This window comes from Kitasatospora sp. NPDC058046, from assembly GCF_042885595.1.
Taxonomy (GTDB): domain Bacteria; phylum Actinomycetota; class Actinomycetes; order Streptomycetales; family Streptomycetaceae; genus Kitasatospora.
In genome coordinates this window covers 30,045-48,498 of record NZ_JBHVRS010000025.1, presented here as the reverse complement: position 1 = coordinate 48,498, position 18,454 = coordinate 30,045, and the positions used below count along the sequence as shown (strand labels likewise).

Sequence of the window (18,454 nt, the reverse complement as noted above, 5' to 3'; positions counted from 1 at the left end):
CTGGTCTGATGGTCGTCGTTTCGCAATGCAGCGTGCCGCACCGGTGGTTAGTGTCCTTGGCGAAGCAAAAGCTTCGGTGCTCGGCCCGCGGAGAAGTTCTGATGGCTGGGCCGGTCAACTGCTGCTCTGGTAAGAGGAGGGTTCGTCTGTCGTGGACTGGCTTCATCTCGAAATGGCCAAGTTCACCGTGCCGGAGCGCATCCGTGAGGCGGAGCATGCGCGTCTGGTGGCGGAGGCGAGGCGGGGACGCCACCGTCAACGGCTGCCGGTCCGGTCCCGTCGCAGCCGCCGGAATCCACCCAAGACCGCTTCGCAAACGTCCTGATCCGCCCGCACAGCCTCCATCTCGCTGTCGAACCGTCAATTCTGATATCCGGGATAATCGAGGCTATGCGACAACCCCTCTCAGGGACACCTATGCCTGTATCTCTTCGGCCGGCGAAGGCCGATTCAACTCGGTGCCAGCCGCCTGCCGGAGTTCGCGCTGTACTCGCGGTACCGAATATTCCGTACCTGCTGTTGGCCTCGCTCGTAGGTCGTGTTCCGGTGGCGTCCGCGCCGTTGGCCATTTTGCTGTGTGCGGTGGCCACAGGTAGCTACATCTGGGCCAGCATCGTTGCAGGGCTCTACGGCCTCGCCGCGACGATCGGCCAGCCCGTGCTCGGTCGCCTGGTGGATCGGTATGGGCAGCGCCTCCCGCTGATGGCGGCCGCGATCACGTCCGCAGCAGCCATGATCGCCGTCGGGGTCCTCGACCCTCGACAGCGGCTTCTCACCGCAGGTGCGTCCATCGCTGCCGGACTCGCCACCCCGCCTCTGGAGGGATCCTTGAGAGTGCTGTGGTCGCAGGCTGTTCCCCAGCGGTTGCAGACCGCGGCGTTCTCACTCGATGTCGCCGCGCAGTCCCTGCTGTTCGCCTTCGGACCCCTCCTGGTGAGCGCAACGGTGGCGCTGTCCGGGCCCGGGACCGCACTGATGCTGATCGCCGCCCTCGGTGTCGCGGGAACATGGGCGATGACCACGTCAGCGCCATCCCGCGCCTGGCAGCCCCCTCCTACCGGGCCGACGAACTGGATGGGCCCGATGCGCTCACGGGAGCTACGAGGCATCGCCGGTGTCCTCCTGCTCGTCGGTATGGCCCTGGGAGCGCATGGAGTCGCGGGAACGGCCTGGGCCGACAGACTGGGTGATCCCAGCGGTGCGGGGGTCCTCCTTGGGGCGTTCAGTGCGGGAAGCTGCGTGGGAGGCCTGATCTCCAGCCGTCGACGTGGCAGCAGAGTGGGGGACCGAACACTACTTGGTCTGATGGCCGGGTTCACCCTCGGATGGGCACCGCTGGTGGCCGAACCCCCAAACCTCACAGCTATGGCCCTGCTCGCACTTGTACCTGGTCTGTGCCTCAGCCCGCTGCTGGGCGTTGTCTTCGAACGCGTCGGACGGACCGCCGACCCTGGCTGCCTGACCGAGACATTCTCCTGGCTTGTGGCCGCCGTGGGCATCGGCAGCGCCACCGGGACGGCACTCGCCGGTCCTCTGGCCGACCATCACGGGGCCTTCGCCTCCTACGCCCTGGCCCTGCTTGCCGCGGCCGGCGGCCTGGCCCGCTTGCTCTGGCTTCTCACGGCGGCAGCACGTGCGGTGCCGAACACAGCTTGAACCGGCAGACCCAGCCGCCACCGTGTGCCCGGGCCAACGACTGTGCCGCCCACCGCAGACACGCCCCAGCTCCTGACACGCCACTGCAATCTTTCCTGCCACCTAACAAGAGAGAACCCGAACCCATGACCCCTCGAAGGCATTGTGTCTGGGACTGGAACGGCACAATCCTCGACGACAACCAGGCCCGTCTGCTTGCCGTCAACGAGTCGCTGGCCGGGCTCCAGATCGCGCCGATCGACATACAGCAGTACCGCGACACCTACTGCGTGCCCGTCCCCGACTTCTACGCCCGGCTTCTCGGCCGGCCGCTCACTCGCGACGAATGGCTGACCGCCGACGACACCTACCAGGCCAGCTACCGGCGCCACCTTCCGCACACCAGCCACCTCATGGGCGGAGCTCGTGCCGCACTGCTGTCGTGGATCGCCCGCGGCGGTACCCAGTCCCTGCTGTCCCTGCACACCCATGAGCACCTTCTCGCCGAGCTCTCCCACCACGGCGTCGGTACCCTGTTCCGCCTAGCGGAGGGCCGCCGTGGCCCCACCGGTGGTACCAAGGCCGCCGCGATGCGCCGGCACGTGCAGAACCTCGGTTTGCCCCCGCAGCAGATCGTCGCCATCGGCGACTCAGCCGACGACGCCCTCGCCGCCGAACAAGCCGGCATCGCAGTCGTCCTCTACGCCGGCGGATCCCACTGCGAGGCCGCACTCACAGCTACCGGAGCCCCCGTCGTGCACACACTGGCAGACGCCATCGACCTGGCGCTGCGCAAGCCGTCGCCGACTCGGCCGATGGCCCGGGTCGGCGCCGCAGCCTGAGGCGTCTGGGACCCGGCACCAGGGCCCAGCAGACAGCCACCTCAGGCGATTCCCTTTCCGAAACGACACCTCATACAAGGACGCAACCATGACCATCGCCACCTCCATCCGCACCTACGCCACCTCGACGGCCCACAAGATGGCTCTCGGCGCCGCAGTCCTGGCGGTCGCCGCCACCAGTGTGGTCGCCGGTAGCACGGCCGCCCACGCGAGTTCGGTCAGCGTGATCAGCGGCTGGAACACGTACAGCGACCCGTGGCGCTGCACCACCGGCAGTGACTCCGCCACGTTCTGGTGCCTCTACTACAACTCCGGTGCCGAGGGCGCGGTCTACAAGTCGAACTACCGGCAGGACCGCATGGCCGCGCCCTACGGGTACTTCCAGGCGGACGCCTACGGCTCGCGCGGGGCGGGACAACCGACGTTGCACAACGCGGCGTCCGTCGAGAACAGCGCGGGCTGCAACCTCGGCGTCTACGCGAACTACGGCGCCCTCGGGGACGTCAACTGGGTGCCGCCCTACCGCGGCGGCAACCTCACCACGGCGCTCAAGAACAAGAACGAGTGGGCCGGCATCTACTGCAACTAGCCACCATCCCGCCTTCCGGACGCAGGCAGCGCCAGCGAGGCCGAAGACCGGTTGAACACGACGCGGATTCCCACCCGAACTCCGCCGAGGACCGACACGTGCCCCACTGCGGGCCGGTCCTCGGCGGTGCCCTTCCTACAATGTGGAGAACCGTGCCCATCTCATACACAACAACTGCGGCGGGCAACACCGACTTCGGGGCAGAACATCCGTGGACCCGCCGCATTCTCCAGACGACAGCGGCATTCTCGATCGCCGTACTCGCGCTCACTAACTGCGCCGGCTCGCAGCTGGCCCCGTCCGATCCTGTGCCGACGCCGACCGTCACTAACGGCGTCGAGGGGCTGCACTTGCCGATCGAGACCTACATGCTGACACCGAAGCAGGCCACCGATTACGACTGGGTACGTCAGGCGGCCACCGGGGCATGCATGAAACGCTACGGTCAGGACTACCCGGTCGCGCCGCAGCCGGCCCCCGACAGCCAGATGTACGGCCTTCTGAACCGGCGCTACGGCGTCGCGGACACGCAGACCGCCCGTGCCTGGGGATACCACACTCCCGCTACCGGCCGCTCCGGCGAGGGCAGCCCGGCCAGTGAGCCGACGACGCTAGGGCAGATGAACGAGAGGGCCCGGATGGTCCTCACCGGCACAGACCCCAAGACCGGAGCACGAGCCCCCGAGTTCGACGGTAAGGCACTGCCCGAGCACGGGTGCGTTGCCGAGCTGGAGCGACTGATGCCCGGGGCCGCTGGCGGCCCCGGCGGACCCGCCAGCGGGGGAGAGGGCCTCGTCAGCGAGATCAAGGCGCAAACGTTCACCGAATCCCAGACCGACACCAAGGTCGTCGCCGCGGTCGCCGCCTGGTCCTCCTGCATGAAATCCCGAGGCTACGACCTCACCGACCCCCTGCACGCCACCGACAACGCGACCTCGCTCGACGACGCGGCACCCAGCACCGCCGAGATCGCCCAGGCACTCACCGATGTCGCCTGCAAACGCGATTCCAACCTGATCGGCATCTGGTTCGCAGCTGAGTCCGACCGCCAGAACGCCCTTATCAACGCCCACGCCGACCAGTTTGCCAAGGTCAAGACCGACCTCACCGCCGAGGTCGCCCAGCTCGACAAACTGCGCAACCGCGATTGGTAGCAGGAAACTCGACCTGCTTCCTGCCCAGCGACCAGAATCGGAGCCACGCCCGTACCCCAGGCGCCGCAGGGCACCGCCCGGCAGCCTCCCAAGGAGAACAACCGTCTGCGGGATTGATGCGGCACTTGTATGCGAGGGGTGGTGACTGAGAAGGGGACGGCGAAGAACACGTCGGAGCGCAGTGCGTCGACAACAGGTCGGGGGCGCTCAGGCTGTCGGTGCTGTGCTGTCGCTCATGACGCCAGACGGCAGCGCCCACTGCCGCACGGCGCCCGCAATCGCGTCCCGCGAGGCGGGAACCTGGGGGCGGCCTTCCGTAGGGCGGCATTCGAAGGTCCTTGGAGCAGGATCCGGATGGGACGGCAGGGGCCGCGGTCCTACCGTGCGATGAGGATTGGGACATGGGTCAGGAACGGTCGGTGCTCGCCTTCTCGGTGATTGGCGGATGTGGTGTCGCCACTTTCAGTCGGACCGGGTGACAACCAACAGGTCCACGTGCGAACTGTTATGGAGGGAAGTCAGCAACGATGAACGCAGGGATTCTTGGCATCGGATCCTACGTTCCCGATCGGGTTGTCCCGAATGCTGCCCTGGAACGGGCGACCGGGTTGTCCGATGCGTGGGTGCGCGAGCGGCTCGGGATCGAGCAGCGGCGTCACTGCGGCGTGGGTGAGGACGTGACGACGATGGCTGCCAAGGCGCTGTTGGATGCCTGCAAGAAGGTCGGCATCGCGCCGTGCGAGATCGATGCGCTGGTGACCTCCACCACGACGCCGGGTCGGTTGATGCCAGGCCTTGGGTCGGACCTGATCGCGGCCGTGGGACTGGACCTGCGGATGGCCCCAGTGGACGTGGTGGGTGCGGGGTGCGCGGGTGCCGTCCAGATACTGCAGCTCGGCGAGAGCCTTGTCCGGTCAGGCGCCGGGACGGTTGCTGTCGTACAGTCCGAGGCAAACAGCACCCTCATGGACTTCGACAACATCGGTCCGGGCGAGGGCTTGGCCTTGGCCGCGACGATTTTCAGCGACGGGGCGTGCTGCTGGCTACTGCGGCAGTGCCGGGAGGGTACCGGCCTACTCTACGGATCCTCTCGTACCGACCCCGCAGGTTATGAAGGACTCGCCTTGACGGGCCAGGACCTGCACGGGTTCACCATGGATGCCCAGGCGGTCAAGGCCTTCGCGACAAGCCGGGTCCCTGCCCTGATCCGCGACCTGGAGGCCGGCAGCGGAATCACCGTGGGGCAGGCCGATCTGGTGCTACTGCACCAGGCGAACCTGCGGCTTATCGAGAACGTGCTGGCGGCACTGGACGTGCCGGCGGAGAAGTCCTGCACGACGGTTCAGGACCTGGGCAACACAGTATCTGCGTCGGTGGGGCTGACAGCGGCCCGTGCTATCGACACAGGACTTCTCGTCCCGGGCACGACCGTCTTCCTGGCCGCTTTCGGAGCGGGATGGACCACGGCCGGCTCGGTCCTTCGCTGGTGCGACGGCACCGACTTCGTCGACTGAGCACCGCTTCAAGAACTGTCGGCAGCTGAGCGCGCCATGTCCGGGAGGAAGTGACACGGGGTCCGCAGTAGTCAACCCACGGGGTGCGATCGTGTTCTTACCCGCTGCCCTGCGCACCATCACGCGAGTCACACCGGTCAGGACGGCGGGTCTCGACATCCGACAGTTAGTCGGCCCACATGAAGCAGCAGGTCGTCGCGTTCGGCGACGGTACGAAGGAATCTCCTCAGATCCGTGCGGGTCCGCCGCCCCAGGACCGCGGCACGCAGCGAGTGTGACGCCATGTCCGCTTGCTGCGTTGCCCGCCGTCTGCCTCGGGCTTCGGACTATGCGTCCGGCGCTTGGTACGGTGCCGGACGTCTCCTCCTCCCCGTCTTGCCGTGTCGACAGCACCATGTCCGACCAGCGATTGCGCGAGGGTCTGCACGCGGGGACTGCGCCCTCGAGATCGCGTAGTACGACCCTACTGCGCCGATACGGATCGGCTGAACGCACCCCACCGGCCCTTCGGTGGCGTAGGTCGCCCTGTACGAGCATCGCAAGGCGGCCGCCGTGCTTCCCGAGCCTTTGCTCTGCTGTCCTCGCGCCGAAAGTTCCGACGGCGTTCAAGCGTCACTTGCCGCCTGTCCGTCCCGGGCCCGACCACCGCACGACCGCCCGCACGAAGCCAGCCACATCCTCAGCCGCAGCGGGGGATGGGAACTCAAGCTCAGTACGGCGGCCGTCCAGCGCCGCAGCAGGGGAACGTCACGGTCTTCCTCAATCTGCTCGCGCCACATCGCCGCGGCCGCCACAGGCCCGCACGAGCGCTGCGCGGCTCGGTCGCAGGCGAGCTCGCTCCACCAGCCGGCAACCACCCCCGCCATCAGTAGCGCTCCGCATACCACTGCGGCCGCCGGCACGGGCCCGTGCCACGCTGCTGCCACTGCGAGGCCGCTGCCCGCCGCACGCCGAATCAGGCGCCGCAACGCGTCCCGTCGTCGCAGGTGCGCGAGTTCATGCTCAAGGATGGCGGGAAGATGCCGCGACCCGCGGTTGAGCCACCGATGCCCGATCGAGACGTGGCGGTAGCCGTCGACCTGCAGCGTGCTTGCCTCGATGTAGCCGTGCGGGGTCGGCGCGGGGATTCCCAGTGACACGTGCACGAGATTGTGGGTACGGGAGAACTCCTCGACGCGTTGCCGGGAGCGTTGCATGACGGCGTGCCGGTCCCGCGCCCGGACTTCGCCGATCTCGACCTCGGCGTGAGCGTAATAGTCCCATCGGGGAACCTCGTGGAACAGGGCACTGTCCAGCGCCATACGCGCAAGCACGGACAGGTGCCACAGGACGGTGACTGTGGTTGCCGCAACCGCCCAAAGCCCGGGCTCCCACCCCTGCCAGGGACCGAAGGCGCGCAGCGTCCCGGCGCCGATCGCGGCGGTCAGAGGCACGACCCACCATCGGACGCTGGACAGGGCATCGCGTGCACGATCCGACCGGGCCACCGGCAGCTCCCCTTCTGTGTGATCCCGTGCGGTGTCGGACCCCTTCGCCGACACGTGGACCCTACCGGTGCAGACGGCGGCTCCGATGGTGCTTCCGGGCCGCCGACGGCAGCGTGGACGTGGGCCTGCCACTGTTCCCCGGCCGCCGTCTGTCGTCCGTTCCCCCGGCGACACACTCCACCACGGAGCAGTGACAGCCGCGCTACACCGCCGTGGGGGCACCGCGGGCGTGTGGGCCGGGCGACCTGACAGTCAAGGCGCGAAGCGCGACATCCTCCGGCGCCACCAGGCCGTGCGGCCGCCGAACGGACCGCAGACGGGCAGAACGGCGGCTACACCCCTCCAAGCATCGACCTGAGCCGGCTCACCACAGCTCCAGCCCGTGTGAGGAGCGTGGTAATTCGCCGCCGGTCAGCGCTTTGATGCCGCCGACGTCCAGCAGGCCCTGCCACCTGAGCCTCCTGACCCGGCGAGCACCCATTCACACCCCCGACCTGCAGGCATCGAGGCTCGAAACCGGACAATGCGCCACATTCAGAAGCCCATCGAGCTTGCCTTGACTCGCCGGTGGACCTGGCTAGGTTCCCCTCAAGCCACCACACGAGCATCTGTGCCGGGACAGTACTCGGCAGTCCTTCGCATACCAGGCCTTGATGAGGCCACGACGAGATGAGGAACCCATGAACGTCACCAGCCAGCAGGCCGAAGCCTATCTGGACCGCGTCGACGGCATCCTGTCCTCCAGGGGCCTGCGCCCCGCGAACTTCACCGTGGGCGACACCGACGAGCTTCCCGACGGCGGCGTCACCGCGGTCCCCGGCGCAGTCCTTGAGTGGCCTGCCGGCCACTCGGAGCTCGACCCGGAGCGCTTTCCCTACGGCGCCGTCGTCACATGGACCACCACGACGGCATGGCAGGCCGCTGCCCTGCGGTCCGACGCCACCAGCGACACCCCCACCCGTCTTCCCCTGCCCGTCTTTGGCGAACCGAAGCGGATCGTCGATGTCATAGCCCACGTCCTGCTCGGGAGTGCCGCGCCGGACAAGGCCGAGCAGACGACCACCGACACACTGGAAGGAGACCTGGCCCACAGTGACCGTGGCCCCGCGTCCGACGCTGCACTGGCGACCCTCCGGGCCGAGATCTGGGGGCACTTCCACAACGACCGCCTGGGTCGAACTGCGGACGGTCGTTTCGCCTCCGGGCTCTCGTTCCCCGTGGCAGAGGACGGGCACTCCTGGAGCCAGGGAGGCGTACGGATCACCTACGGCGACACCAGTACCGTCACCGACCTCGACGGATACGACGACATCCTCGAGCACATCGCGGCCCGGTGTCCGGTGATCGAAGGTCCGTTGGTCCTCACCCTGTGACCCGCTTCCGCTTGCTGACACCCGGCACTGCGGCGCCTTCACAGAGGGGCCCAGATGCCCTCTCCGCGAGAGCAGCGAGAACCGCTCGCCCCGTTGAGCGGGGCGACCCGACCTCCCACTGAACCCCGCGAATCCGCTGACACCGTCCAGGAACCGGCCCGAAGCCATTGCACGAGAAAGAAATTGGCATGAGCGCAACAGTTATGTCGCCCTTCCCCGCCCTGTCCGACGTCGCCGACCTCTTCGACGACGACCCGCAGTTCGCACGCCACGTCCGTAGAGCCGAAATGCTCTCGCACGCCCGCGGACTGCCGCGCTGGCTCAAAGGCAACGCGGTCGACCTCGTGCTCGTCCTGCTGGCCGGGCAGGACCTGGGCCTGACCACCTGGGAAGCCATCAACAGCTTCTACCCGGACGACAGCGAGGAGAGCGGGCTGGCTCTCTACGCCTCTGCGCAACGGGCCCTCCTACACCGCGCCGGCTGGGGCTGGCGCATCATCGAAGCCACCGACGAACGCTGCACCGTGGCCGTCACCGACCCGCACAGGCCCGGCCAGGGCGAGCTCCTCACCACCTACAGCATGCACGACGCCCTGGTAGCGGAGCTGACCAGCGGCCCGAACGCCGATTTCTGGCGCCGACACCCCAAGCGAATGCTCTACGCCCGCGTCACCACCCTGACCGTCAACACCCACGCCGCGCATGTCGTACGAGGAGCCCCCCGAGGATGGGGCACCCTCCTCGCCGCCGACCCCGCCCCACTGCCCACGCCAACCACCGCGCAGCCCACCCTGGACAAGACCCCCGCCCCGGAGCGCCCCCTCAAGGACCCGCTCCCCGCGCCCGAACTCGGCGACGAGGTCCCCACACTGGAGGGCGACGCCACGACGGCGCCCACACCCATTCAGCCGATGCCGCCAGCCGACCCGCCGCAGACACATCTCCTGGCCGACACCGTCACCCCCACCAAAGCACTGACGCCACCGGCCACCGAACTCGCCGACCGACCCAAGCCCGACCCGGCCGCCGCCAACCAGCGCGACGACCACACGGTCGTCCCAGAGCGCACCGACCCGCAGCCGCTTATCCAACCGCCGACCACCCCACAGCCCGACGCGGACCAAGCCCGCTCCACCCCCGAGACCACGCCACACCAGCCCGAAGACCCGAAGCCGGCCACATTCGACGCCCCGGACCCCCGTCAGGCCGCCTGGAACCTCCTTCGCGCCATGGCGGACGTGCTCAAGCCGAACGGCGTCTACCAGGTCCTCCTTGGCAACCAGACCAAGACCAGGAAAGAGAAGGCAAACGGAACCATCACGGACGAGGACGAACAACACATCCTCGCGGCACAGAAGACCCTCGGGAACTCCGCCCACGCGATCTACCGGCAACTGCGCAAGCCGGACGCCCCCTCCGCAGCCGAGCCCGACCAGAGCCCCCCGACCCCACTCCAGATCGCGCCCCGGGCACAAATGCCCGACCTATGTGCCTGCGAGGACACCCCCGCCGACCACCACCGCGACGACTGCCCCGACTCCACACAGTGAACCGAGCCGAACTCGAAGGGCACCGCCGCCAGCTCGAAGACGCGCTCGCCGCGATGTTCCGCACCGCCACCGCCGCCAACCACCACGACCCCGGTACCCTATCCATCTCAGGCCTCGGCGGATGCACCCGCCGCGCGGCCTACCAACTCGCCCGCTACACCCCCAGCGACGACCACTCCCACCAAGAACAGCGCGCCTCCCACCTGGGCCAGGCCGCCCACGACTGGGTGCTGCCCCGCCTCGCCGCCCAACTGGGCCACAACCTCACCCTCGTCGAACACGACGTCATCCTCCCCATCCGGGGCCTGAAGATCCCGGGCCGACTCGACCTGTTCACCCCCGCCATCGGCGACGGACTACTCGTCGACCTCAAGACCCACGGCTACGACCAAGGCGACGACGGCGACGAACCCTCACGCGCCCGCCTCCTACAGCTCTATGGCTACGCCACGGCACTGCGCCTGATGGGATACCAGATCCGAGCGGTGGTGGTGGTGCCGATGTCGCGCATTCACGGAGGTACCTCCGGGGTGTGGATCGGCGAGTTCGGTCCCAAACAGGAGGCCTTCGTCGATGCTCGGGTGCGGGACCTGCTGCGGCATGCCAAGGCTCCAGCCTTCGCACCGCGCGACGCCCACCGAGGCCCTGGGCTCGACCTCACCTGCGACTCCTGCCCCTACATGACGAGGTGCTGGCCGGGCACCGAGCCCACCCAGGCTGCCGAGGTACGCACCGATGCCGACGTCGTCGCCCATGCGCTCGGCTACGCCGAGGCCGCCGCACAGGAGAGCAGCTGGAGGAAAGAGAAGCAGTACCACCTGGCCGCGCTCGGCCGCACCCGCCCGGATCGGTACAAGGCCAACGGCTACGAAGTGGAGGTCAAGACCTCTCCGGGCGGGAAGCGTCTGGACCAGGCCAGTGCGAAGGCACTCCTGAAGGAGAACAACCTGCCCGTCCCCCAAACGACGGACAAGGAATCGCGCCGCGCACTCGTCCACCGCCGCCCGCCCTCCTGAGACTCGTCCGCCGGCCGGGCACAGCCCGACGCCACAGTGCCACTGGGGCGCCGGTGACGCGGTGGTCCAACCCGGGACCGGCATCCCGGAGTCGGAGCCGCAACACCACCACCGGCCTCCAGCCGCTCGTGGCTGCCCCGGCCGAGCGTCGGCGCCGGCCGCAGGACCGAACCTGAGACAGGAAAGGACCGCCGCCGGGTCGACGGCCCTGTGGTCCTGTGCAGGGTTGACTCGCTCGCTGGGCCGCCTAATTTCACCGCCATAGCCGTTCCGAAACGGCCAGCGATGGAAGGGAGGAACCCGGCCATGAAAAAGCAGTACGAGCACGTCGTGCAATTCAGTGCGGGCATCGGATCCTTCGCCTCCGCCGTTCGAGTGGTCAGACGACACGGCCCCGATAGGACAACTCTTCTGATGGCCGACACGCAAATCGAGGACTTTGATTCATGGCGGTTCGCCCAGGACGCCAGCAGACTCCTCGATGTCCCCTTGGTGCGCGTTGCGGACGGCCGTGATCCATTCCAGGTCTTCCATGACAAGAAATTCCTCGGAAACAGCAGAATCGCTGGATGCACCAAAGCCCTGAAGATCGACCCGTGCCAGCGGTGGCTTGAAAAGAACGCTGATCACGAGCGGACCACACTGTATATCGGCATCGACGCCAGCGCGCGCGACCGCAACCGGATCCCGCCGATCGCCACCAACTGGCAACCCTGGCGGACAGCCTTCCCGCTGTGTGAGGAAGGAGAGCCGGAACTCACCAAGAATGAACTCCTCGACGAAGCCAGGAGCCTCGGGATCGAGCCGCCCAGACTCTACGGAATGGGCTACACGCACAACAATTGTGGAGGCATGTGCGTACGCGCCGGAAAATCCCAGTGGCTTCGCACTCTGCGCCTATTTCACGAACGATATGCGATAGCCGAGACGCAGGAGGAGGAATTCCGAAGGGCGAACGGGGACTACGCTATTCTCAAGGAACAGCGAAACCGGGTGGTCTACCCGCTGACACTTCGTGAGCTCAGGTTGAGAGAGGAAGCCCGTCAGGCTGCCAGCGTCTAACAGACTGCGGGCCGGGGCCTGTGATGCGCTGACCATGCCCCGGCTGGCGCATCCAGGCTGCCGGTGGACTCTCCAAGTGACGGGGTCCTACAGCGGGGGATGCAGCTGGCGCAGGGGGAGAGGGCAGCAGCAAGACCGTGGTGGAGTCCGACTGGGCCTGCCGGGGGAGTGCCGCAACGATGACCCGGATGAGTTCGTCCTCGACTCGGTGACACAAAGCCGCGTTCCCCGATGCCCAGGTGCTCGCAACCGCCCGCAGGAGCAATCGGGCCGACCCCACAGCCCTGCATAGCCCCGAAGCCCACACAACAACGAATACAGAACTCCGAAAGATCGCCCGGGAACAGAGCCCCTACCTCGCTGAGTGGGAGCGACGAGGTGGGTGGAGCCGGACCTACCTCGCCCAACCCGACTGCGGAACCGGGCACGCCCACCGCAGCTCACACTGCTCCACCTGCCACAACGGACCCCAAGCCACCCGACTGGCCTGGCTGACCGCCTACTCCGGCGCCACCGAAGAGCAGATCGTCCAGGACGCCGGCGAACGCGCCTGCACCGTCTGCTTCCCCAGCGCCCCAGTCGACGTCCAACGCCGGCTCAGCCGCATGACCTCCCGCTTGGGGGCCGCGACCCGAAAGGAGCGCGAGGAACGGGAGTTGGAGAAGACGGCCCGTGCCGCCACGAAAGCCGCCAAGGCGATCGCCAACCCCGACGGAACCCCCTTGCGCGTCACTACCAATGGACGGCCGACCACGACCGTCGGAACCACCCACGCAGCCCGCCTATGGCTCGCCGACGCCTTCGAGGACTGGCGGCCCACCCCCGACGACACCGCCATCCAGCAGAAAGTAGCCGCCGCCATCGCCCACAAGGAGGACAAGACCCCCGCGGAGGCCATCGAGGAGGCAGAGACTCGAGCCCGCCGCCGAAAGTAGCCGCACAGCCGCCGGCGGGCAGCACGCGACACGGACGGATACAAGCCCGTCCCTCACCGGGGAAAAGCCGCCGGAAGGCCTTGACCGCCCGTGCGACGCACTTATGTTGACGCCCCAGAACCGGCCCGGACACAGCTGACGGCTGCCCGGCCCGCGACTGGCCAGCCGGGTGCGCGATCCGCCGCCACCGGCGTCCATTTCCCACCGGAGATGCCCCATGCCCCGATTCTTTCGTTCCCTCGCCCGCGCCTTCGCACTGCCCGGGAGCACGTCGCGACCGCCAGCCTCGGCCGCCGCCTCAGCCCGGCGCTACACCGCGACCGTCCTGCTCAACGTCACCACCGGCGCGCGCGGCGAGTACCTAAACTTCTTCGGGTATCGACCCGGCCAGCCGCTCGCTCGGGCGGAGATCCTCGGCGACGGCCCCCTCGTCCTGACCATCGACGCTTCCACCGTCGACGCGGCGGCTGACCTCGTGTTCGTCATCGGCAACGGTTTCGGCGCCGACACGTTCAACCGCACTTGGCCCAGCGGCGTGCGGGCGGTCTCCGTCGGAGACGTCCTGCACATCACCGGATCCGACGGCTACGGAGTCCACCTGGCGGTGGCCTCGAACGGATACGAGCGCGTGGACACAGCGACCAACATCGTGCCGCTGATCGGCAGCACCGCCATCACCCACATGTAGACACCGGCTTGCAAGACGCCGAACACGTCTGATGCCCGCGCCTTCGGTGCGCCCCGTCCGGGCCCAGCGCAATGTCCAGTTCAGCCACTGCCGCGTAGCCGGTCGCGCTTGAGCGCGAGCCGTTCCGTTCGGACCCGGCCCCGCGCACGGTCCGACCGCCCCCTTGTTATCCGGCACGTCCGAAACGGCCCGATTCCGACGACGACGTCGGCGTGCCCGGCGCGGCTGTAGGCGGCAGTACCGGCTGCGGCCGTCCGTTCGCCGAGCCCGGCTCCGGTGGGCGTTTGGGGTTGGGTCGGTGCACTGGGAGGCTGCCCCGTCGGGCCGTGCCTGGCGCGGTTCGCTGTCTGTTGCGGGGTGTTCCTGCGTCCCGGCGCGGCGTGTGGCTGGGGCCCGGCTTGCCCTGCAGATCCTGTCGGGGGCGGGTTGATCCGCCCGGGGACATCCCTACGTTGTGACTGACCCCACGTCATCGACGCCCCGCGTGGGCCCCCACGCACCGTGCGCCCCGGCCCCGGTGCAGTGCTGTCCGCCTGCGTGGGCCGCTGACCGGTTGGTGGGTCGGCGAGTCCTGGCCGAGCAACGTCGGGTCAGTCGTCTCCCGCATCTCACAGAAGGACTCGGGCGGCATCGTGCAACTGCACGGCCGCGGCGACGGCACTGTGGACTTCACCAAGATCGAACTCGACGACGTCGACGGGTGGGCCGGCCTGCGGATGCTTGCGGCACTCCAGCCGATCAAGGATCGAACGGCACCAACGGCCTGACGGCTTCTTCAGCGGCCGGCCCGCGTAGCCGGTCAGCCGCCTTCTCCATCGAGTTTCCCCAGCGACCCAAGGAAGGACCCATGACCTACCGTTACGGACCGCCCATCGACCTGTCGGACCTGCAGAACTACCTGGCAACGGACCTGCGGCCCCGCCGGCCGGTGTTCGTCGGCCGCGTCTCCACCAAGGACAACCAGAACCCGAGCAGCTCCATACCCCGTCAGGTCGCCCTTGCCTCCGACCGCCTGGAGCCCGGTGAGGAGTTCATCGCGTTCTTCTGGGACGTTGAGTCGGGCATGCTGCCGCCGGAGTTGCGAGGCCGCGGGCCGCAGGAGATGTACGACTCGCTCGCCGTTCCGACCCCTCGGGACGGCGGGCTCCAGGACCTCGTGGACCGAGCCGAGCAACTGGGCGTCACCCACGTCTGCGCCGAACGCTCCGACCGCGTGGCCCGCCACATGCTGACCAGCCTGACCGTGGAACATGAGCTGGAGAAGCTCGGGATCGAGGTGGTGTACGCCAACGAACCGGTCGGCGGCACGGAGTCCGGCCGGCTGCGCACCCGCCGCTACGGCCAGGTCGACGCCGAGCTCTACCGGGCGGCCATGCTGGAGATGTCGATGGGCGGGCAGATACAGCACGCAATCCAGGGGTGGAATCACGGTTCCCCGCCCTACCCGTACGTCGCGGAGATCGACCCGGACGCGCCGGAACCGCGGTCCGGACGGTTCGGTGTGCAACGGCTGAAGAAGAAGCTCGCCCCGCACCCCGACTCGCGCCGCTTCGATGCCTCCCGGGAGCTGTGCCGCCTGCGGCGGGAGGAGCACCTCAAGGGAGCGGACATCATCGCGGTCCTGGCGTCGGAGCCCAACCGGTACCCGATCGACGGTGAGTGGACGCACAGCCTCGTCGAGGGGTTGATCGCGAACCCGAAGTTGACCGGCTACCAGGTGTACAACCGGAAGGCGAAGCGCACCGGCCGACCCGGGTTCTCCAGGCTGAACCCGGTGTCGGAGTGGGTGTGGTCGCCCGGCGTCGTGCACAAGCCGGTGGTCAGTCTGCAGGAGTGGAGGGAGGCCCAGGTCGTTACCGCTTCCCTGCGTGCCGACGCGGGGGAGGGCGGCGGGTTGCTGCGCATCCGGGCCGCGGCCGGCCGGATGGGACTCACCGTCACTCCGGTCAGCAGCAGCCCCACCCACACCCTGTACCGGATCGGCGGCCGGAAGGTGGTCTTGCCGACTCCGATCCCGGACACGCTCGTGCAGCAGATCATCGATGATCTGGAGGGCGTGAAGTGAGCGTGGTCATCAAATGCCTGGTCACCCGGCGAGGCCGGGAGTGGGTCACGCACGTCGCCGAGCACGGGGTGTACGGGCACGGACGGACACTGAAGAAGTTGAGCGAGGACGTCCTGGCAGGGCTAGAGCTCGTGGGTGTGGCCGCCGAGATCGAGCTCATCGCGGTGACGCCAGAACTGGAGAAGCTGCGGGCCGTCGAGGAGACCCGCGAAGCGGCGTTGCGGGACGCGGTGACCGCCCTGGCGCTGCGCCGGGCGACACTGCGCGACATCGCTCTGGCGACCGGGCTGCCGATGGCGAGGGTGAAGCGGGTCCTTCAGGAGCGGAGATCGATTCCCGCGGAGGTCTCCGGTGGGCGCCCGGAGGTGTCGGACGGCGCCGACGGTCCGCCGCCCGGGGCCGAGGCGGTCGACGTGGTTCGACCGGCCGATGAGGATCCTCAAGGACGACCGGACTCCGTCGCGGAGTAGTGCGCAGCAGGGCCCGGGAGCGGTTGCTCCCGGGCCCTGTGCCTGTTGCCGGTGAAGTGGTGGGGTCTGCTGGCTCAGGCGATCAGCGTATAGACGCCGCCGGCGACGATGGCGCCGAGGATGGCGCCGGTGATGGTCTGGGAGACAGTGTGTTCGCGGACGGTGACGCGGGCCCAGCCGAGGAGCCACCAGGGGTTGTAGGCCTGGGCGAGCATCGCGACGGAGCCTGCGGTGACGGCCGCGTGGACGGAGATCTTGTACTTGGCGAGGGCGGGTTAGGTCTGCCTGTGTGTCGGTGTGTTGCGGTCTCGGTGTCGGTGTCGAGTGGTGCGGCGTGTTCGGGGCCGGTCGTCTGCATCGACGGTGACCCTTCATGCCGCCCGCCTGTACCACCCGTGATGCGCGCGATGTTGCCACCGTTCGCGAGGCCTTCTGGTAGTGGTGGCACAACACGGCCGGGGGCCCGTCCGCACTCGTGTGCCAGGGCCGGCCCGTCGCACCCCAGCACTTCATCTCCGATCCGTTCGACACGGACGCGGCGGCCACGCTCGCCGACGCCGAAGTCGTGGTGCGTGGACTCGGGTATGCGCGGGCCACGCAGTGGGCGGGTCCGGACGTCCACGGCGGCCTGTACCGCTACCTGCTGCGCCCGCTCGCGTAGGCCCGCTTCAAGCGGCCGCTGCGCCCCGGCCCCGCCCGGTCCGGGCCGGGGTGGGAGGGGTTGACCGGCGGCATGCCGGTCCTACGGTGTCTCCTGTTCCCGCCTGGCGGCCGTTGGCCCCGTCCCGGCCGTGCGGGATGTCCCGGTACGTTCCCACCCCTCTTGGGGGGTGGGGTCTGGGCCGCCACCCCCGGCTGGCACCGGGCAGCCGTCGCGGCTGTCACCCGTCGCTGCTGTCACCTGTCGCCCTCCCGGCCCGGCTTGGCGAGCCCGTCCTCGACGACCTGCTCTGATCCGTCCGTTTCCGAAGGAGTCCCGATGCGCAAACCCGATTCCCTGACCAGGGCCTGCCCGCACCGCTGGTGTCGTCCCCTGCACCGCGTCCTTTCCGCCGAGGGCATCGTCTTCGTCGTGGCGATCTGCATCCACCAACTGGCCTACCTGGCCTATCTGCTGGTGCTCCTCGTCCTCGTGTACTCCGTCGTTCCCCTGGTCACCCGGCGCACCGTCGTCGAGGCGGCGATGGACGACGTCAGCAAGGTCGACCCGATCGATGTGCGTACCGGCTGGGCGAACCTCGCCGTCGGTCTCGACCTGGCCTTCGCGGTGGTCGGCCCGTTCGCTATCGCCGGTGTCCTCCTGGCAGAGCACGACACGATGCTCACGGCCGCGGTTGGAGAAGGTCCCGCCATGACCGTCATCGGCATGGTCGTCGGCTGCGCACCCGCCGTTTCCTGCCTGGCCGCGCATCACCTCGCCACGCGGCCCCGGCGCCGCAAGCGCGTCCTTGGGCCCGCCACCGACTAGCCACCCGTCGCCGGGCGCAGCCGCTCGGGCCGGGCAGCACCAAGGAAGCGCCCGGTGGACGGGCGGTCCCTGCCCTGCGACCGCCTGCCCGTGTGGCAGGCGGTCGCGGGGCCCGCACCGCTTCCTGGACGGGGGTGGGCGCGCCCGGGTACCCGCGTGCTGCCGTCCTGCGGGGCGGTCGCCGGCGCCACGAGCACCACGGGCATAGGGCAGCCGCGCCAGCCCGGCGGCCGGCCTCCCCGCCCCGGCCCCGCGCCCCCGTACCGGTTCTGGGTCCGGGCCCGGCGGCCGGCCTCCCTGCCCCGGCCCCGCGCCCCCGTACCGCCGGGGTTGACCGGCCGTCTTCCGCTCCTACGGTGTGTCCTGTCCCGTCCGGTCGCTGTCGAGTGCTGTGCGCTCCAGCGCAGGTACACCCCCGGCTGCTCCTGTCCCCTTGTCCTGCGGGGGAGGCGAGGTTGTGGGTGCCGCCCGCCGACCGCACACGACCACCCCGGTTCATCCACCACCACCCGTCGAGTGCTGTGCGCTCCAGCGCAGGTACACCCCCGGCTGCTCCTGTCCCCTTGTCCTGCGGGGGAGGCGAGGTTGTGGGTGCCGCCCGCCGAC

Annotated in this window: 18 protein-coding genes; 16 read left to right on the top strand and 2 right to left on the bottom strand. The window is 68.8% G+C overall.

Annotated elements, in window-relative coordinates; genetic code table 11:
• Positions 1 to 582: 582 nt before the first annotated feature.
• The 5 genes from ACFVU7_RS36685 (at position 583) to ACFVU7_RS36665 (ending at position 5,734) form a co-directional block, all read left to right on the top strand.
• Positions 583 to 1,656: an MFS transporter gene (locus ACFVU7_RS36685; protein WP_388049891.1), complete on the top strand. Its 1,074-nt coding sequence runs from the start codon at positions 583 to 585 to the stop codon at positions 1,654 to 1,656.
• Positions 1,657 to 1,781: 125 nt separating this feature from the next.
• Positions 1,782 to 2,477 carry an HAD family hydrolase gene (locus tag ACFVU7_RS36680; RefSeq protein WP_388049888.1) on the top strand — a complete coding sequence of 232 codons (696 nt, stop codon included), beginning with the start codon at positions 1,782 to 1,784 and terminating at the stop codon, positions 2,475 to 2,477.
• A gap of 88 nt (positions 2,478 to 2,565) precedes the next feature.
• The gene (locus tag ACFVU7_RS36675) at positions 2,566 to 3,066 is read left to right on the top strand and encodes a hypothetical protein (RefSeq protein WP_388049885.1); all 501 of its coding nucleotides are present in this window, start codon (positions 2,566 to 2,568) and stop codon (positions 3,064 to 3,066) included.
• Positions 3,067 to 3,218: 152 nt separating this feature from the next.
• Entirely contained in the window at positions 3,219 to 4,220 is a 1,002-nt protein-coding gene (locus ACFVU7_RS36670) for a hypothetical protein (RefSeq protein ID WP_388049882.1), read from the top strand.
• Positions 4,221 to 4,747: 527 nt separating this feature from the next.
• Entirely contained in the window at positions 4,748 to 5,734 is a 987-nt protein-coding gene (locus tag ACFVU7_RS36665) for a 3-oxoacyl-ACP synthase III family protein (protein WP_388049880.1), read from the top strand.
• Positions 5,735 to 6,339: 605 nt separating this feature from the next.
• On the opposite strand, the gene ACFVU7_RS36660 is transcribed toward ACFVU7_RS36665, so the two are convergent.
• Positions 6,340 to 7,167, bottom strand: coding sequence for a hypothetical protein (locus ACFVU7_RS36660; RefSeq protein WP_388049877.1), 828 nt, complete (start codon positions 7,165 to 7,167; stop codon positions 6,340 to 6,342).
• A gap of 734 nt (positions 7,168 to 7,901) precedes the next feature.
• Between ACFVU7_RS36660 and ACFVU7_RS36655 the strand changes: the two genes are divergently transcribed.
• The 9 genes from ACFVU7_RS36655 to ACFVU7_RS36615 all read left to right on the top strand — a co-directional run bounded on the left by ACFVU7_RS36655 (position 7,902) and on the right by ACFVU7_RS36615 (position 16,380).
• On the top strand, positions 7,902 to 8,594 hold the full coding sequence (locus ACFVU7_RS36655) for a hypothetical protein (RefSeq protein WP_388049875.1): 693 nt from the start codon (positions 7,902 to 7,904) through the stop codon (positions 8,592 to 8,594).
• Between the two features lie 188 nt (positions 8,595 to 8,782).
• Entirely contained in the window at positions 8,783 to 10,144 is a 1,362-nt protein-coding gene (locus ACFVU7_RS36650; RefSeq protein WP_388049872.1) for a hypothetical protein, read from the top strand.
• Positions 10,141 to 11,160 (top strand): PD-(D/E)XK nuclease family protein, encoded by a 1,020-nt coding sequence (locus ACFVU7_RS36645; protein ID WP_388049869.1) that lies wholly within the window; start codon positions 10,141 to 10,143, stop codon positions 11,158 to 11,160. Before ACFVU7_RS36650 ends, ACFVU7_RS36645 begins: the two co-directional genes overlap by 4 nt.
• A gap of 306 nt (positions 11,161 to 11,466) precedes the next feature.
• The gene (locus ACFVU7_RS36640; protein WP_388049867.1) at positions 11,467 to 12,222 is read left to right on the top strand and encodes a hypothetical protein; all 756 of its coding nucleotides are present in this window, start codon (positions 11,467 to 11,469) and stop codon (positions 12,220 to 12,222) included.
• A 605-nt stretch (positions 12,223 to 12,827) separates the two neighbouring features.
• Entirely contained in the window at positions 12,828 to 13,157 is a 330-nt protein-coding gene (locus tag ACFVU7_RS36635) for a hypothetical protein (RefSeq protein ID WP_388049864.1), read from the top strand.
• Positions 13,158 to 13,374: 217 nt separating this feature from the next.
• The gene (locus tag ACFVU7_RS36630) at positions 13,375 to 13,845 is read left to right on the top strand and encodes a hypothetical protein (protein WP_388049862.1); all 471 of its coding nucleotides are present in this window, start codon (positions 13,375 to 13,377) and stop codon (positions 13,843 to 13,845) included.
• A gap of 632 nt (positions 13,846 to 14,477) precedes the next feature.
• Positions 14,478 to 14,612, top strand: a complete 135-nt coding sequence (locus ACFVU7_RS36625) for a hypothetical protein (RefSeq protein ID WP_388049859.1) — start codon at positions 14,478 to 14,480, stop codon at positions 14,610 to 14,612.
• Positions 14,613 to 14,692: 80 nt separating this feature from the next.
• Positions 14,693 to 15,910 carry a recombinase family protein gene (locus tag ACFVU7_RS36620; protein ID WP_388049857.1) on the top strand — a complete coding sequence of 406 codons (1,218 nt, stop codon included), beginning with the start codon at positions 14,693 to 14,695 and terminating at the stop codon, positions 15,908 to 15,910.
• A complete protein-coding gene (locus tag ACFVU7_RS36615; protein ID WP_388049854.1) occupies positions 15,907 to 16,380 on the top strand; it encodes a hypothetical protein in 474 nt (157 codons plus the stop codon). The genes ACFVU7_RS36620 and ACFVU7_RS36615 overlap by 4 nt, the downstream gene beginning before the upstream one ends.
• A gap of 74 nt (positions 16,381 to 16,454) precedes the next feature.
• On the opposite strand, the gene ACFVU7_RS36610 is transcribed toward ACFVU7_RS36615, so the two are convergent.
• Complete coding sequence (locus ACFVU7_RS36610; protein ID WP_388049851.1) at positions 16,455 to 16,595, bottom strand: hypothetical protein; 141 nt, start codon at positions 16,593 to 16,595, stop codon at positions 16,455 to 16,457.
• Positions 16,596 to 16,855: 260 nt separating this feature from the next.
• Here ACFVU7_RS36610 and ACFVU7_RS36605 point away from each other — a divergent pair, with 260 nt between their 5' ends.
• Together ACFVU7_RS36605 and ACFVU7_RS36600 are read left to right on the top strand one after the other, a co-directional pair.
• On the top strand, positions 16,856 to 17,041 hold the full coding sequence (locus tag ACFVU7_RS36605; RefSeq protein WP_388049848.1) for a hypothetical protein: 186 nt from the start codon (positions 16,856 to 16,858) through the stop codon (positions 17,039 to 17,041).
• Positions 17,042 to 17,359: 318 nt separating this feature from the next.
• Positions 17,360 to 17,848, top strand: a complete 489-nt coding sequence (locus ACFVU7_RS36600; RefSeq protein WP_388049845.1) for a hypothetical protein — start codon at positions 17,360 to 17,362, stop codon at positions 17,846 to 17,848.
• Positions 17,849 to 18,454: the final 606 nt, after the last annotated feature.